Origin of the sequence: Amycolatopsis pigmentata, assembly GCF_042684065.1 — a bacterium.
Lineage (GTDB): Bacteria > Actinomycetota > Actinomycetes > Mycobacteriales > Pseudonocardiaceae > Amycolatopsis_E > Amycolatopsis_E pigmentata.
In genome coordinates, this window is record NZ_JBHUKR010000009.1 from 42,135 (window position 1) to 57,472 (window position 15,338).

The 15,338-nt window shown below is 68.6% G+C and carries 12 protein-coding genes; 4 read left to right on the forward strand and 8 right to left on the reverse strand.

Annotated elements, in window-relative coordinates; all coding sequences use genetic code 11:
• Positions 1 to 248: 248 nt before the first annotated feature.
• The 5 genes from ACFSXZ_RS19660 to ACFSXZ_RS19680 form a co-directional block, all read right to left on the reverse strand.
• On the reverse strand, positions 249 to 2,912 hold the full coding sequence (locus ACFSXZ_RS19660; RefSeq protein ID WP_378266562.1) for a Pls/PosA family non-ribosomal peptide synthetase: 2,664 nt from the start codon (positions 2,910 to 2,912) through the stop codon (positions 249 to 251).
• Between the two features lie 423 nt (positions 2,913 to 3,335).
• Positions 3,336 to 4,049, reverse strand: a complete 714-nt coding sequence (locus ACFSXZ_RS19665; protein ID WP_378266563.1) for a 2OG-Fe(II) oxygenase — start codon at positions 4,047 to 4,049, stop codon at positions 3,336 to 3,338.
• A complete protein-coding gene (locus ACFSXZ_RS19670) occupies positions 4,046 to 4,642 on the reverse strand; it encodes a methylated-DNA--[protein]-cysteine S-methyltransferase (protein ID WP_378266564.1) in 597 nt (198 codons plus the stop codon). The genes ACFSXZ_RS19665 and ACFSXZ_RS19670 overlap by 4 nt, the downstream gene beginning before the upstream one ends.
• 272 nt (positions 4,643 to 4,914) lie before the next feature.
• Complete coding sequence (locus tag ACFSXZ_RS19675) at positions 4,915 to 5,406, reverse strand: RNA polymerase sigma factor (protein ID WP_378266565.1); 492 nt, start codon at positions 5,404 to 5,406, stop codon at positions 4,915 to 4,917.
• A 72-nt stretch (positions 5,407 to 5,478) separates the two neighbouring features.
• The gene (locus tag ACFSXZ_RS19680) at positions 5,479 to 6,345 is read right to left on the reverse strand and encodes an SAM-dependent methyltransferase (protein WP_378266566.1); all 867 of its coding nucleotides are present in this window, start codon (positions 6,343 to 6,345) and stop codon (positions 5,479 to 5,481) included.
• A 187-nt stretch (positions 6,346 to 6,532) separates the two neighbouring features.
• On the opposite strand from ACFSXZ_RS19680, the gene ku reads away from it, so the two are divergent.
• Both ku and ACFSXZ_RS19690 read left to right on the forward strand, forming a co-directional pair.
• A complete protein-coding gene (ku, locus tag ACFSXZ_RS19685; RefSeq protein WP_378266567.1) occupies positions 6,533 to 7,381 on the forward strand; it encodes a non-homologous end joining protein Ku in 849 nt (282 codons plus the stop codon).
• Between the two features lie 85 nt (positions 7,382 to 7,466).
• On the forward strand, positions 7,467 to 7,664 hold the full coding sequence (locus tag ACFSXZ_RS19690) for a hypothetical protein (protein WP_378266568.1): 198 nt from the start codon (positions 7,467 to 7,469) through the stop codon (positions 7,662 to 7,664).
• Positions 7,665 to 7,671: 7 nt separating this feature from the next.
• On the opposite strand, the gene araD is transcribed toward ACFSXZ_RS19690, so the two are convergent.
• Both araD and ACFSXZ_RS19700 read right to left on the reverse strand, forming a co-directional pair.
• Complete coding sequence (gene araD / locus ACFSXZ_RS19695; RefSeq protein WP_378266569.1) at positions 7,672 to 9,396, reverse strand: L-arabinonate dehydratase; 1,725 nt, start codon at positions 9,394 to 9,396, stop codon at positions 7,672 to 7,674.
• Complete coding sequence (locus ACFSXZ_RS19700; RefSeq protein ID WP_378266570.1) at positions 9,393 to 10,286, reverse strand: dihydrodipicolinate synthase family protein; 894 nt, start codon at positions 10,284 to 10,286, stop codon at positions 9,393 to 9,395. Before ACFSXZ_RS19700 ends, araD begins: the two co-directional genes overlap by 4 nt.
• 103 nt (positions 10,287 to 10,389) lie before the next feature.
• On the opposite strand from ACFSXZ_RS19700, the gene ACFSXZ_RS19705 reads away from it, so the two are divergent.
• Both ACFSXZ_RS19705 and ACFSXZ_RS19710 read left to right on the forward strand, forming a co-directional pair.
• Positions 10,390 to 11,040 carry a GntR family transcriptional regulator gene (locus tag ACFSXZ_RS19705; RefSeq protein ID WP_378266571.1) on the forward strand — a complete coding sequence of 217 codons (651 nt, stop codon included), beginning with the start codon at positions 10,390 to 10,392 and terminating at the stop codon, positions 11,038 to 11,040.
• Between the two features lie 83 nt (positions 11,041 to 11,123).
• Complete coding sequence (locus ACFSXZ_RS19710) at positions 11,124 to 12,326, forward strand: FAD-dependent monooxygenase (protein ID WP_378266572.1); 1,203 nt, start codon at positions 11,124 to 11,126, stop codon at positions 12,324 to 12,326.
• A gap of 121 nt (positions 12,327 to 12,447) precedes the next feature.
• Here the strand turns inward: ACFSXZ_RS19710 and ACFSXZ_RS19715 are convergent, their stop codons facing one another.
• On the reverse strand, positions 12,448 to 15,333 hold the full coding sequence (locus ACFSXZ_RS19715; RefSeq protein WP_449224280.1) for a BTAD domain-containing putative transcriptional regulator: 2,886 nt from the start codon (positions 15,331 to 15,333) through the stop codon (positions 12,448 to 12,450).
• Positions 15,334 to 15,338 lie beyond the last annotated feature (5 nt).

Here is a 15,338-nt window from a genome sequence, read left to right on the forward strand (position 1 = left end):
GCGGTGTGGACTCGGATCAGCAAGAGAGGTACGGCTCACAGAGACCGTGCCTGCGGGTCCGAACGCTGAGCGGGAGGCTCAGAAGGTCCTGACCCGGTTGCTCAGCCACGGCGTAACCCGCGCACTAACGCGACACTCGATCAGCTACTCACGAGTTCCTCGCGTCGCGAACCTCGACCCCGGCACCCCGCGTGGCTACCAGCGAACCGCAACAACCACGTGACGCCGCTGCAATTCGGACACTCCCTTCAACCTCTGTAGCCTCGAGTCGTTGATGTTGTCGAGGTGTGCCGATCCGGCTGGAGGTCGCGGGTTTCCTGTTGAGGGTCGGGGTGGGCTTGGAGTCGCTGGGCTGGGTTTCCGCCCCATGGGGTGTGTGGCGGTATTTCTTCGCCTTTCATCGCGAAGGAGTCGCAGGCAAGGGTGGCTCCGTCGGCCATTGTCACGCCGTAGTGGATGAAGGCGCCGACTCCGATGGTGCAGCCGGCACCGATGGTGGTGCGGTCGGATTTGAAGGTGCCGTCTTCCTGTGAATGGCATTGGAGGATGCTGCCCGGGTTGAGCATGGTGTCGTCGCCGATGGTGACCAGTGTCCGTTCGGTCAGGTAGCAGCCGTCGTCGAAGACGCGGCGGCCGAGGCGCACACCCAGCAGTCTCCAGATCAGGTTCTTGAACGGTGTGCCGTCGAAGATTCTGAGGAAGGCCTCGGAAGGTACTTTCCAGAAGCGTTCGCGTCGCCAGAAGCGGCGATCGTAGATGGAGCAGTACAGCGGTTGCAGGGGGTGGACTACGGTGACGGCGCGTTCGATCAAGGCGAAATAGAGGATGCTGAACAACAGCAGGGAGACTTCTGCCGCCGCGACCGAGGATGGACCGAGTTTGTCGAACTGTGACGTGGCGCCGGTGGTGAGGACGACGACGCCGAACAGGTAGATCCATCGTGTCAGCAAGCACAGCGCCATGGTGGCGAGATTGTGCCTGTTCTTGGCGCGGAGCCCGCGGCGTAGTTCGTCGCCGTCTTTCAGGTGGTCGAACCGGCTGTCGCGGAGCACGGATCGCGGGATCTGGATGGCGGGCGATCCGAGGATTCCGGCATCTTCCCATGTTTTCCCGTCAATGGGTACTTTGACCTTGGTCGCCAGGAGGCAGTTGTCGCCGGTCCTGCTCTGTGGTGGGTAGGCGATTCGGTTGCCGAGGAAGCTGTTCGGTCCGATCGACGCGCGGGACATCCGGAAGGATGTGGCCGAGTAGTCGACGTTGATGATCGAGAGTCCGTCGGCGATCATCGTTCCACTGCCGACAGAACTCAGGAACGGGGAGTCCTGGCGGACTTCGGTGCCGAAGTTCGAGCCGGTCTGCTGGACTGTGGAGAGGTCGTAGCCGATCCAGCGGAGGTAGTGGACGATGAAAGAACTGTCGCCGAAGAGCCGGGTCAGGAACTTGATGTTGGTCCAGCGGGCGATTGCCCGCTGGACGCCGTAATGGAAGCCGTACAAGGGATAGACGCGGCCGGGCTTGATGGTGAAGTTGAGGATGCGGCCGACGATGGCCATGAGCGGCAGGCCGAAGAACAGGGCGCCGAAGAGGAGCACGAAAGCGGTGATCAACGCGTCGCGGTAGAACGTCAAGCTGGCCAGGTCGGCCTGTCCGGAGATCCCGACGGTGGCCGCTTGCTGGACTGGGGTGAACAGGAGGCCTATGGCGCCGGTCGTCAGCGGCAGGTAGACCAGGATCGTGCGCAGGAGTTGCATGGCGGTATAGACGACCTTTTTCCGCGTGCCGCAGCCGGCTGGGGGAACGATCTGCATGGATGCTTCGGTCCGCTGTGCGGGCGACCCGTGCCAGTATTCGCCGCTGGGCACGGCCATTCCGGAGTGGAGTGACGAGGAGTGGCCGAGTTGGGCGTGGTCGCCGAGTGAGGTTCCGATGTCGAGGACACTCGCCTCGCCGACGACGGCGTTGCGTCCGATGGTGACGGTGCCAGTCTCGATTGTCCCGGTGTTGGCACGGTAGCAGGTGAAGTACGAGTCTTTGCGGATGACCGCGCCCTCCCCGATCCGGAGCAGGTCGGCACATATCGGGGCGTTGCGGGACAGGATGATGGCGTCCCGGCCGACCTTCGCGCCCAGCGCCCGCAAGTACAGCGTGTACAGCGGCGAGCCGGCGAACAGGACCAGAGGGTTCGCCCGGACCAGTGTCTTGACGGCCCAGAAGCGTACGTAGGTCAGGCTCCAGGCCCGGATGCGCCGCGGCTTCCATCGGCCGACGAGTGTCCATTTCACCAGGATCGGAAGAACGCAGATGCCGAGGAATCCTGCTCCGCCGATGACGACCGAAGACAGGTAGATGCCGAGCGGGCCGGAGGTGGTGGATATCCGCTCGTAGAACTGGCTGACGACCAACGCGGTGAAATAGCAGTATCCGAGGAAAATCAGGAACTGCCACAGTCCGCACAGGACGAACTCCCGGGTCGCCGCGGGTTCCGCCGCCAGAGCCTGCTCCGGCGGCACCGCCTGCTCCGGCGGCACCGCCTGCTCCGGCGGCACCGCCTGCTCCGGCTGGCTGTCCATGAGCGCCCGCGCCAGGCTCTCGATCGTCGAGTTCCGGTAAATGTCCTTCATCGACACCGGTGGCAGGTCCGGCCGTTTCCTGACTCTGGCGCAGAATCGCGTCATCACCATCGAATCGGCGCCCAGGTCTTCGAAGAAGTGGCTATCCGGCCGAATCCGGTCCTGGCCGAGCACACCGGCCAGCACCTCGGCCAAAGCCATATCGACGCCCTTGCCGTGCGCCGCGGGGTACACCTCGCCGGCCGGGCGGGCCGTCGGCGCGGGCGCCAGACCCTCGGCGAGCGGAGGCCAGCGAGGCCGTCCATCGGTTTCATCGTCGTCGGCGGTCGTAAAATTCGTCACAACGGCCCCAAAGAATTGGTTCGCAATTTCGGACATAGACGGTAAATCGGCCGCGTGAAGTACCGTTCGGGCCAAACCCCGTTCACTCTTACGCAGGAGATCACACGTGGACCGTCGCGTCTATCGCCCCTTCCAGGCGAGAAACGGCCGGATCGCCACTATGCCGTTGCTTTCTCGAGGTCTGTGACGTGGCCGATGTCCGGAGGCGCGGAGCCCGGTCTCTTGACGGCAAGTGAGCCGGAGGCTCGGTTTTCTTGCGCGCGAGGACATGAATCAGTGATGGGCTGTGGGAGCACGCTGCAGGTAGTGCTCCGGTGGTACCTGTTCGGCCGAGGGCGCACACCGGGCCCGGAGACGGGCGCGCGGGGTGGCCCGTAGCGTCGGCGGCCATGCGCGAGCCCGCGCGATCGGCAAGCGTCTACCTCAGGTCGCGTCGTGGAAGACGAGGCCGAGGGTGTGCCGCGTACCGGACCGGACGACGGAAACCCCGTGGCGCACGGGCGATGCGGACCAGCCGCGGGTTGAGCGCACAGGGCGGTCGCGGGTAGTGAAGACCAACCCGCGGCCTTGCGGGATCAGGGTCGCGGTGCCGCGTGACTGGGCGCGGGGCCGTTGCTCCACGAGCAGGAATTCACCACCGGTGTGGTCTGTACCAGGTTCATTCAGATTCATGACCACCTGAAGCGGAAAGACCTTCTCCCCGTACAGGTCGCGGTGCAGTGCGTTCCAGTCGCCTTCGTGGTAGCGCAGCAGGATCGGTGTCGGCCGGATCTGTCCGGCGCGGTGGCAGATGTCCAGCCATTCATCGAGGGTATCCGGCCATTCGGCATCGCGGCCGAGCCTGGCATGCCAGTCACGGGCGATCGGCAGCAGGCGCGGGTACAGTTCCTGCCGCAATCGTTCCACCGGTTCCGGGAACGGCCGCCGGAAATACCGGTATTCCCCTTCCCCGAAACGGTAGCGGCGCATGTCGATGGTGGCGCGAAATTGTTCCGGATCGTCATAGAGCGCCGCGATTTCCGCGCATTCTCCGGCGGTGAGCAGTCGCGGAAGGAGGGCACATCCGTAGTCGTCGACCTCCTTGGTGACCGCCGCCCAGTCCGCGGCGGCCACCCGCTCTCCGAATTCGCCGTTCACGCCGCCGCCCCTTCCAGGGTCAGCAAAATTCGCTTGGCCTGTTCGCCGCCGACGTACCCGCCGAACGAGCCGTCCGAACGCACGACCCGATGACAGGGCACCACCACCGGCAGGGGGTTCTTCGCACACGCCGTGCCGACGGCGCGCACGGCGTTCGGACTGCCCGCCGCCGCGGCGACCTGCGCGTAGCTTTCCGTGTTTCCGTAAGCGATCGAGGGCAGGTGCGCGAGCACCGTACGCCGGAATCCCTTGGCCAGCCGGAAATCCAGCTCGAGGTCGAAGCCCTTCCGTCGTCCGGCGAAGTATTCCGACAGTTGCCGGGTGGCGGTGTCCAGGCGGGCCGGCGCGAGCAGGATGCGAGGACTGATCGTTCGCGCCAGCATCGTCAACACCGCGTCGTGGTCCTCCCGGTCGTAGGCGATCCGCACCAGCCCTCGTTCGGTGGCGGCCACGAGCAGCGTGCCGACCGGGGTGTCGACCGTGCGGTAGACGATGTCGAGCAGGTTCTCGTGGGCGGCGGCTTCCACCAGCCTGGCGTGCAGGCGGCCGACCGTCTCGGTTTCGTCGGGGAGTGCGTCGAAAAGGGTGCTCATGGCGTACCCTCCTCCGCGTCCTTGTGCGCCCCCGCGATCGTGTCGACAGGGCGCTCGTTTCCCCCATAGTTCGCGTCGGACGAATGGGCGCCCTGCCGCCCCGATGAGGGGGTCTGGGGGCTTGCCCCCAGCGGGGGGCCGTGCCCCCCACAAAACACCGGGGTCTGGGGGCTTGCCCCCAGCGGGGGTGTGGGGGCCGTGCCCCCGCAAAGCACCGGAAAGAAAAGGCGCGCGCTCTGGTCGGCTTGACAGCCGCGGCTTGACACGATCATTCAGATTCCTCCATAGGTCGCGCGCAGGGCCGCGATACCGTCCGCGGCGGCTCTGCGCGCGGCGTCGGTGCTGCCCCCGGTGATCGCGGCGACCTCTCGGTAGGGCAGGCCGCCGAGGTAGTGGTAGGCGACGGCGGTGCGCTGCTTGTCCGGCAGCGCACCCAGCGCCGCCCACAGGTCGCCGTTCCAGTCCTCCGGGCGCCCGGTGCGGCTCGACCGCTCGGGCACGTCGGGCACCGTGACGGGGCGACGGCCGCGCGCGCGGATCACGTCCACCGCTTTGCGGTGCGCGATGGCCACCAGCCACGCCTCGAGATTGGCCTCGGCGGGCAACTCCGGGTAGGCCTTCAACGCGGAGAGAAATGTCTCCGACCAGGCGTCCTCGGCGTCAGCGGGGCCCAGGACGGCCCGGCACACGCGAAGCACCGTGGGTCCGTGGGACCGCACGATCTCTTCGAACGGAGCCCTGCCCCGGTTCCCGGCCAGGCTCATCCGCCTACCTCCGGCGATTGGTCCGTCGTCCTTCACAAACGGTAGACGTCCGGGCCGCCGGGAACGTGAGGTTCAGGGTTTGTACGCGACTCCCGCCCAGACGACGGAGTCGCTGGGGTCGTCGAATTCGATGTCCGGCGAAGACGGTCCCCGTTCCTCGGGATGCCACAGCGGGGTCCAGGTCGCGCCGGGCTCGATGAGTTCGAGGTCGCCGAAGAACTCCTCGATCTCGGCGCGCGGACGCCAGATCACCGGGGTCGCGGTCTTGTCGTACATCGCCCCGAACTCGGCCATCTGCCGGGCACGGCCCTCCGGCACACCGTCGGCCGTGCCGTGCGAGAACACCAGGTACGAGCCCGAAGGCATCATGTCGCGGTGCTCGGCGACCACCTGCGGGCCGATGTCCGCACCGGTGTCGTCGGGCTGGGTGACGTGCAGTACGGCGATCATCATCAGCGCCAGTGGCTGTGTCGTGTCGATGATGCCGGTGTCGGCGACCTTGTCCCACAGGGCCTCGGTGTCCCGCAGGTCGGCCTGCACCACCGTGTGCCGGTCCAGGTCGCCGTGGTCTTCGAGCAGGATCCGCGAGTGTGCGACCGCCACCGGTTCGTTGTCGATGTAGCACACCCGGGCGTCGTCGGTCAGCTCATCGGCGACCTGATGCGTGCAGCCCATCGTGGGCACCCCGGACCCGATGTCGACGAACTGGCGGATGCCTCGCTTGATGAGGTGACGCACGGCGCGGTGCAGGAACAGGCGGTTGGACTGGGAAGCGGGGCGCACGAAGGGGAACTGCTCCAGCGCCTTCTCGGCGAACACGCGATCGACCGCGTAGTTGGCCGTGCCGCCAAGGTAGTAGTCGTAGATCCGCGCCAGGTTGGGGCGATCGAGGTCGATCTCGCCTGCGGGAAACCGCTCGTACCCCGGAATGTTCCGCATTCCCGTCCCTTCACCGTCGCTGCTTGTCCGATCCTAACCGACCGGCAGGTCGGTTTTGTACGGCACTTTCACGAGGCTCCGCCACGCGGCGCCTCACCCGCTCCATCCGGCGGCGGTAGTCAGGAATATTTTTCTCGCGTAACGTCTGACCTGGGCTTATGGACTCCAGGATCGGAGGCTGGCGGCGATGCGCTCGATGTGGAAGGGATCGGTTTCGTTCGGGTTGGTCACCATCCCGATCCAGCTCTACGCGGCCACCGAGAACAAGAACGTGTCCCTGCGCCAGGTTCACGAGGCCGACGGCGGGCGCATCCAGTACAAGCGCTTCTGCTCCATCGAGGGCGTCGAGGTGCCCTACGGCGAGATCGCCAAGGGTTACGAACTGGACGACGGCGAGATGGTGGTGCTCACCGACCGCGATCTGGAGGGCCTGCCCCTGTCGAGTTCGAACGCCATCGAGGTGCTGGAGTTCGTCCCGCTGGAGTCGATCGACCCGCTGCAGTACGACCGTCACTACTACCTGGAACCGCAGAAGGCGGCGACCAAACCGTATGTGCTGTTGCGTGACGCCCTGCACAAGTCCGGGCATGTGGCGATCGCCAAGGTGGCGTTGCGGCAACGGGAAACCCTGGCGCTGCTGCGGGTGCACGCGGACGTACTGGTGATGACGACGATGCTGTGGCCCGACGAGGTGCGCAAACCGGATTTCGGCTTCCTGGGCGAGGAGGCGCCGCAGGTCCGGTCCCAGGAACTGAGCATGGCCGGTTCGCTGATCGATTCGATGTCCGAGCCCACGTTCGACCCCGGCAAGTACACCGATCGCTACCGCGAGGCGCTCGAGACCCTGATCGAGGAGAAGGTCAGCGGCGGCAAGGGCGTCACGAAGGCCCCCAAGCGGGCCGCGAAGTCCGAGGTCGTGGACCTCATGGCGGCACTGGAGGCCAGCGTTTCGGAGGCGAAGAAGTCCCGGAAGCCCGCCGCCCGCAAGACCCCCGCCAAGCGCCCTGCCGCGCGCCGCTCGTCCAAGAGCGCCTAGCTCGCAAGCGTTTGCGGCACCGATCACGGACGACACGCCGGACCTGGTGCACGGGATCGCCCGCCACGGGTGGTAGTACAGGCTCATGGAATGCCGTAGTTGCCTCAGCGGGGTGGACCACTGCCACGGGACGCTGGTGGTGCACGAAAACGGCGATGTGGACTGCACCGAGGTGTGCTACGACCTCGGTGAAGTGCGGCACAGGCTGAGCATCTCCTGCACCGAGATCGACGGTGGCTGTGCCTGCGTCGTCGTGGCCGAGGAGTACGCCCGCGCCTCCTGACGAGCCGTCACCGGGGATCGGGCTCGGGGTTCGTGCCTTCACGCGCGAGGAAGTCGAAGTCGCAACCCTGGTCGGCTTGCGTGATATGCGCCGCGTACAAGGCCCCGTAACCGCGCTCGAACCGCGGCGTGGGCGGGGTCCATGCCGCCCGCCGTCGCTCCAGTTCGGCGTCGTCCAGCTCGACCCGGATCGTCCGGTTCGGCACGTCGAGAGTGATCAGGTCGCCGCTGCGCACCAGGGCGAGCGGGCCGCCCACGTGTGACTCGGGGGCGACATGGAGCACGCACGCCCCGTAGCTGGTGCCGCTCATCCGCGCGTCCGAAACGCGCACCATGTCACGGACGCCTTCGGCCAGCAGCCGGTCCGGGATGGGCAGCATGCCGTACTCGGGCATGCCCGGGCCGCCCAGCGGTCCGGCGCCGCGCAGCACCAGCACCGAATCAGCGGTGACGTCCAGCGACGGGTCGTCGATCCGGCGTTTGAGATCGGAGTAGCCGTCGAAAACGACCGCCGGGCCGGTGTGCCGCAACAGACGTGGCTCGGCCGCGATGTGCTTGATCACCGCGCCGGCGGGCGCGAGATTTCCGCGCAGCACGGCCAGTCCGCCCTCGGCCGCGACCGGCCGGGTGGCCGGCCGGATCACGTCGTCGTCGTGCACGCGCGCGCCTTCGATTTCCGCGCCCAGCGACCTTCCCGTCGCTACCACGCGATCGGTGTTCAGCAAGCCGAGTCCGGACAGCCGGGAGAGCAGCCCCGGCAGGCCCCCGGCGTAGTAGAAGTCCTCCATCAGGTACGCGCCTCCGGGCCGGATGTCGGCCAGCACCGGCACGCGGCGCGCGATCTCGTCGAAGTCGCCGAGGGAGAGGGAAACCCGGCCGCGCCCGGCCATCGCGATCAGGTGGATCACCGCGTTGGTGGAACCGCCCAGCGCCAGCACGGTGGTCACCGCGTCGGCGTAGGCCTCGGCGGACGCGATGTGTGAGATCCGGAGGTCCTCCCAGACCATTTCGACGACACGCGCTCCGCTCGCGGCGGCCATCCGGTGATGGGCCGAGTCGACGGCGGGAATCGCCGCCGCACCGGGGAGGCTGAGCCCGAGGACTTCGGCGGCCGAGGTCATGGTGGAGGCGGTGCCCATCGTCATGCAGGTGCCGGGGGAGCGGGCCAGTCCGGTCTCGAGTTCGGCGATCTCGGCGTCGCCGATGAGCCCCGCCCGCCGGTCGTCCCAGTACTTCCACAGGTCCGTGCCACTGCCGAGCGTCTCGCCACGCCAGTGTCCGCGCAGCATCGGCCCGGCCGGCACGAAGATCACCGGCACGTCCGCGCTCGCCGCGCCCATCAGCAGCGCGGGTGTCGTCTTGTCGCAACCGCCCATGAGCACCGCGCCGTCGACCGGATAAGACCGGAGGATCTCCTCGGTCTCCATCGACAGCAGATTCCGGTAGAGCATGGGAGTGGGCTTCTGGTAGGTCTCCGACAGCGTCGCGACCGGGAATTCCACCGGATACCCGCCCGCCTGCCACACCCCGCGCTTGACCTGCTCCGCCCGCTCGCGCAGATGCATGTGGCAGGGGTTGATGTCGCTCCAGGTGTTGAGGATCGCGATCACCGGTTTGCCCAGGTGCTCCTCCGGATTCAGGCCGAGTTGCCGGGCGCGTGAGCGGTGGCTGAAGTTCCGCAGGTCCTCGCCGCCGTACCAGCGGTGGCTACGCAGCCTATCGGGATCCTTCACGCGAGTCCGTCCAGAATTCGCCGCACCTGCTCGCGTCCGTCTTCGTCGAGCACGTGGCTCGGCGGGCGCACATCGCGTCGGCAGACTCCCCGTTGAGCCAAGGCCTCCTTGACCACGCTGACGTTGTTCTCCGACGCGCCTGAGACGCGCAAGCGCTCGAAGGGACGGATCCGCCGCCACAGGCGGCGCACGGTTTCGCTCTCGCCCGCGCGAAGCGCCTTCAGCAGGTCGAGCGACAGTTCGGGCACGACGTTGGCCAGCCCCGAGGTGAAACCCGTGGCGCCGAGCGCGAAACATCCTGGTGCGGCCGGTTCGGCCAGCCCCGCGATCCAGGTGAACGGCCCCGCTTCGGCGACCAGATCGCCGAAGCGCACCTGGTCGGCGATCCCGTACTTGACCGCGATCACGTTCGGGGCCGCTTCCCGCAACCGGACCAGGTCCGCCGCGGAGATCCGCGGATCGCGCAGGTACAGCACGACGCCGAGGTCGTCCGCCGCGGTCGCGACGGCCCGGTGGTAGTCCACCCAGCCGGCGGGCGAGATGTAGGGGTGGACCGGCTGATGGATCATGATCGCGGCGGCGCCCGCGCGGCGGGCATGCCGGGCGGCCTCGATCGCGGCGGGAACCGGGCCGCCCACACCGGCCACCACGGTGGCCCGGGAGCCGACGGCGCTCGCCGCGACCTCCACCGCCAGCCGTGTCTCCTCGACGGTCAAGGCGGAGAACTCACCGGTGTTGCCGCCTGCCGTGACGACGGTGATCCCTCCGTCGACGATCCGCAGCAGAACCCTTTCCAGCGCCCGCGTGTCCACCGCGTCCTGTTCGTCGAACGGCGTGACCGGGATGGCCACCACTCCCGCCAGTTTCCCGGCCAGTTCGTCCAGACCCATCCAACACGCCTTTCCGTCAGGAGATACGGCGTCTGATATATGATGTGCGACCACGAGGTGAGAGGTCAACCTCTCCTGTGGTCATCGGTCGCGAGGAGGGGTAATGCCCGGAACGTTCACCCTGCCGGCTTCCCGGACCGAGCTGGTTCTCGAGGAGATTCGCCGGGCCATCCTGACGCGAGAGTTGCTTCCCGGCCAACCCTTGGTGGAAATGGAACTCGCGCAACGTCTGGGCGTGTCGAAAACGCCCGTGCGCGAGGCGCTCAAACTGTTGTCCGGCTCAGGCCTGGTCACCTTCAGCTCGTACAAGGGCGCGTCGGTGAGCGTGGTCGACGAAGACCTGGCCCGGCAGGTCTTCGACGTGCGCCTGCTGCTGGAACCGGAGGCGGTGCGGCGCACCGTGATCGCGGGAGGCGGCCTGGGCGAGGCGGCCGAGGCGCTCGAAGCGGCGGCGGCCGCGCTGGAAGCCGGCGATCGGGCCGCGCTCAGCCTGGTCAACCGGCGCTTTCACCGGGCGCTGTACGCGGGCTGCGGCAACGCCCTGATGGTCCGCATGCTCGACGACGTGGCCGACCGTGTCGCCCTGATCAGCGTGGCCGGCTGGGAGGCGAACGCGGGCGCGAAACGCGAACTCACCGAACACAAGGCCGTGTTGCGGGCCGCGAGGTCCGGCAAGGCCGACCGTGCCGCCGAGCTGCTGCACCAGCACATCTCGGGCTTTCTCGACCGGCTCCTGGCCGCGATGGCTCGCTGACTCCGACGGTCAGCGGACTGTCAGCGGATGGGCAGTGCCCTGGCCCAAGCTCGGCGCGACCGAGTCGAGACAGGGAGCCGACCATGCGAAACAAGACCATCCTCATTTCCGGCGCGAGCGTCGCGGGCCCGGCGACGGCGTTCTGGCTCAACCACTACGGGTTCACCACAACCGTCGTCGAGCAGGCCCCCGAACTGCGGAAAGGCGGCCAGGCGGTCGACTTCCGCGGTGCCCAGGTCGAGGTGCTGCGGCGGATGGGCCTGGTGGAAGAGATCAAGCGCCACGAGACCGCGATGGGCGAGGAGCGGTTTCTGGACGCCCGCGGCCGCGTGGTGTTCGCCCTGCCGCCGAGCTTCTTCGCGGGCGAGGTGGAGATCGAACGAGGGGACCTCAGCCGCATCCTTTACGACGCCACCAAGGACCGCACCGAGTACCTCTTCGGCGACCGGATCACCTCCCTCACCGAGACCGCTGATGGGGTGCGGGTCACCTTCGCCCATGCCGCGCCGCGCACGGTGGACCTGGTCGTCGGCGCCGACGGGCTGCACTCGGGCGTGCGTGCGCTGGCGTTCGGCCCGGAATCGCGGTTCCGCGCCGACAGTGGGCACTGCTTCGCGGGTTTCACCGCGCCCAACCATCTCCGGCTGGACCATGAGGGCCTGGTCTACAACGTGCCGGGTCGCGGCGTGATGATCGCCAGCCACCGCGATCCCGCCCGCGCGACGGTCGGTCTGACCTTCGTCCAGGACCCGGCCGAAGTCGACCGGCGTGACGTGGACGAGCTCAAAAACCTTTTGGCCACGCGGTATCGCGATGTGGGCTGGGAAATGCCGAAGCTTCTCGACGCGATGCGGCAGGCGGACGACTTGTTCTTCACCCCGCTGTCCCAGGTGCGACTGCCCCACTACACGCGGGGACGGGTCGCGCTCGTGGGGGACGCGGGCTGGGGCGCGGGCCCCGGCGGTGGCGGCACCGGGATGGCGATGATGGCCGCCTACACCCTGGCCGGGGAACTCGCCACGGCCGGTGGCGACCACCGCGTCGCTTTCGACCGTTACGAGATGGCGGTACGGCCGGGCGCGGAGGCTGGCCTCAAGCAGGCGAAGAACGCGGGGTCGTTCCTCGCGCCGAAAACGTCGAAGGGGATCTGGCTTCGCAACCAGGCTCACCGGCTGCTGACCTCGAAGATCATGGCGAAGCAACTGGAAAAGATGACACAGAAGGCGGCGAACGCGTTGACGTTGAAGGACTATTGCGTATCTCGAAAGTCCGGGTCGCTACGCTAGGCGAGGGGAGCGCGCGAGTGCCGAAGGCTTCGGATTTTCGGAGGCGGGCCGCCTGCCTGTGGAAAGTGATGATGCCGGGAGAGCCGCGGCCCAATCCGATCGCGCGCCTTGGAAACACAGCCTATGCGGTCAGCACGAAGGCCAGCGCCTCGTCGCGGGACATCGCCGACCCGCGCGCGAACGCCTTGTCGTAAGGCTCTTTTCCGGCCAGCTGCGCGACCCGGTCGGCGGTGCCGGGATCGTGGGTGGTGTCGCCGATCGCGGCGGACGCGCCGAGCAGGTACGCGGCGCGTCCGCCGTCGCCGTCGAGCAGCGCGGTCCAGACCAATACCCGGGAGCGCACGCAGAGGCTCTGCCAGTCCGGCCCGCAGGCCTGAAGCGCCAGCCGGAACCGGCGGCGGGCCTCGGCGTGGTGACCGAGACGGACCGCGAGCCTGCCGCGGCCATGGTGTGTCATGGCCAGGGTCGCCGGGACACCGACCCGCTGCGCGAGTTCCTCCGCCTGCCGGTACCCCGCCTCCGCGGCGTCGAGTTCGCCGCCACGGAGCAGGAGATCGGCCCTGCGGCAGGAAAGTTCGGCGATCTCCTCCACCGCGCCCAGCCGCGTCATCTTCGCGATCGCCTCCTCGGTGAGGGAAAGCGCGCGCCGCCAGTCCCCGTTCCGGTCGGCCAGCGCGGCGAGCCCGTCGAGCACCTGGGCGATGCCCCACCGGTCCCCGGCGGCCCGGAAACCCGCCAGCGACCTGGCGAACTCGGCCTCCGCGCCGGCGTGCTCCCCGGTGAAGATCTTGAGGTAGCTCAAGGAGAAATGAACCAGCGCGTCCAGCCACGGGTCCGCGGATTCGCTGAACGCTTCGTAGATCGGGTTGAGGACCTCGTCGGGGCCGGGTGGCCCGGTGAACATCGCCCACGCCACCAGCAGCGCGGGCTGGCGGGGTGGGTAGCGCGGCGTGCGCATGATTTCCCTGGCGCGGTCGAGGGTTCCCGGCGGCGGGTCCGGCAACGCGTTGAGCACCGTCAGCACGTACTCCTCCGCGAGGTCCTCGGGCGGTTCGCGACCGTCCAGCCGCTGGAGCAGTTCGACGGCCAGCGGAGCGATTTCCCCTCGCACGCCCCGCAGTCGCCAATAGGTGGTGAGGGCGCCGACCAACTTCAGTGCCAGCGGCGGGTCGGCCTGCACGGCCCACCGCAGCGCGGCGCGCAGGTTGGCGTGCTCGCCGGTCAGGCGCGCCAGCCAGGTGAGCTGTTCGGCGTCGCGGAGATGCGGATCGGCGGTGCGCGCGAGGTCGAGGAAATGTTCGGCATGCGCCCTGGCGAAGGAATCCGCTTCGCCCGCCTCGGTGGCTTGGCGCGCGGCGAACTCACGGATCGTGTCCAACATGCGGTAGCGGCCCCCACCCGCTTCCAGCAAGGACTTGCCCGCCAGATCGTCGAGCAGCTCTTCGGCGTCCACTTCGGACAGTACTTCGGCGGCCGCGCCCGCGGTGGCGCCACCGGCGAAGGTGGCCAGCCCGCGCAGCGCGCGCTGTTCGCGGGGATCGAGCAGATCCCAGCTCCAGGAGACCACCGCGTGCAGGGTCCGGTGCCGGGGCGCGGCGGTCCGGCTGCCTCGCGAGAGCAGGCGGAACCGGTCGTCCAGACGGGCCTCCAACTCGTCGACGGTCAGCGAGCGGAGCCGCGCCGCGGCCAGTTCGATCGCGAGCGGCAGCCCGTCGAGTGCCCGGCAGATCCGTGGCACGGCCTCCGTCACGGCGAAGCCGGGGGACACCGCCTGTGCCCGGTCGGCGAACAGACGCACGGCGGGGCCTTCGGGCAGCGGTACGAGCGGGCACAACACTTCACCGGTGATGTCGAGCGGTTCCCGGCTGGTGGCGAGTACGCGCAGGCTGGGGCACGCCGTGAGCAGCCTGTGCACGAGCGTGGCGCTCTCGGCGATGACGTGCTCGCAGTTGTCCAGGATCAGCAGCAGGGACCGGTCTCGCAGGGCTGCGGTGAGCCGGGCGAGAAGGTCCGGCGGGCGGTGCGCTGTGGGTGTCAGGCCGCTCTCACGAAGGCCCAGCACGGCCAGGACCGTCTGAGGGACCTCGCTCCCGTCGGTGAGCGCGGACAGATCGACGAAACAGGCGTCCGGCGCGTTCGTGCCCGCCTGGACGGCCAGCCGGGTCTTGCCCATCCCGCCCGGGCCGGTCACCGTGACGAGCCGGGCGGTGCCGAGCTGCTCCCGGACCCGGTTCAGCTCTTCGCCCCGGCCCACGAACGTGGTGAGCGGGGCGGGCACCGGAGTGGTCCGGACCTCTTCGGCGGTGAGGATCGCCAGATGGGTCCCGGCCAGCTCCGCGGACGGGTCGGCGCCGAGTTCGCCGGCCAGGGTCCGGCGCGCGTCCTCGAACACGGTCAAGGCCTCGGCCTGTCTGCCCGACGCCTGGAGCGCGCGCATGAGCAGGCCCCGAAGTCGTTCGCGCAGCGGGTTCCCCTCGACGAACTCCCGCAGTTCGGCGATGAGCGCGCTGACGTCGCCGCCCCGGGCCAGTTCGGCCTCGGCCCGGTCTTCGACGGCGCTCAGCCGCAGCTCGTCCAGCCGGGCGGCTTGTGCGGCGGGGATTTCGGCAGGCCCCCGCCACAGGGCGAGCCCCTCCGTCAGCTTCGCGACCGCCTGCTCGGCGTCGCCCACCGCGAGCGCCTGCCGTCCCTCCCGGGCAAGGCGGGCGAACCGGTGCGCGTCGACCTGTTCGGGATCGACCGCCAGCCGGTACCCGGCCGGAGACGACTCGATCACGCCGTCACCGAGTACGCGACGGAGCCGGGAAATCTGGGCCTGGAGGGCGTTGGCGGTGTCACGGGGCGGCGTTTCGCCATAGAGGCCGTCGACCAACCGGTCGGTGCCGACGACGTGACCGGCTTCCAGCGCCAGCAACGCGAGCAGGGCCCGGGGCCGCGGTCCTCCGACGGCGACCAGGGCCGCGTCGGCCGCGCACACCTCGACCGGACCCAGGATGCCGAACCACACGCCCG

Coding starts and splice junctions, on each gene's coding strand:
- ACFSXZ_RS19690 (WP_378266568.1), top strand. CDS start 7,467: ATGGAATGCCGTAGTTGCCTCAGCGGGGTGGACCACTGCCACGGGACG.
- ACFSXZ_RS19680 (WP_378266566.1), bottom strand. CDS start 6,345: ATGCGGAACATTCCGGGGTACGAGCGGTTTCCCGCAGGCGAGATCGAC.
- ACFSXZ_RS19705 (WP_378266571.1), top strand. CDS start 10,390: ATGCCCGGAACGTTCACCCTGCCGGCTTCCCGGACCGAGCTGGTTCTC.
- ACFSXZ_RS19670 (WP_378266564.1), bottom strand. CDS start 4,642: ATGAGCACCCTTTTCGACGCACTCCCCGACGAAACCGAGACGGTCGGC.
- ACFSXZ_RS19710 (WP_378266572.1), top strand. CDS start 11,124: ATGCGAAACAAGACCATCCTCATTTCCGGCGCGAGCGTCGCGGGCCCG.
- ACFSXZ_RS19675 (WP_378266565.1), bottom strand. CDS start 5,406: ATGAGCCTGGCCGGGAACCGGGGCAGGGCTCCGTTCGAAGAGATCGTG.
- ACFSXZ_RS19700 (WP_378266570.1), bottom strand. CDS start 10,286: ATGGGTCTGGACGAACTGGCCGGGAAACTGGCGGGAGTGGTGGCCATC.
- ku (WP_378266567.1), top strand. CDS start 6,533: ATGCGCTCGATGTGGAAGGGATCGGTTTCGTTCGGGTTGGTCACCATC.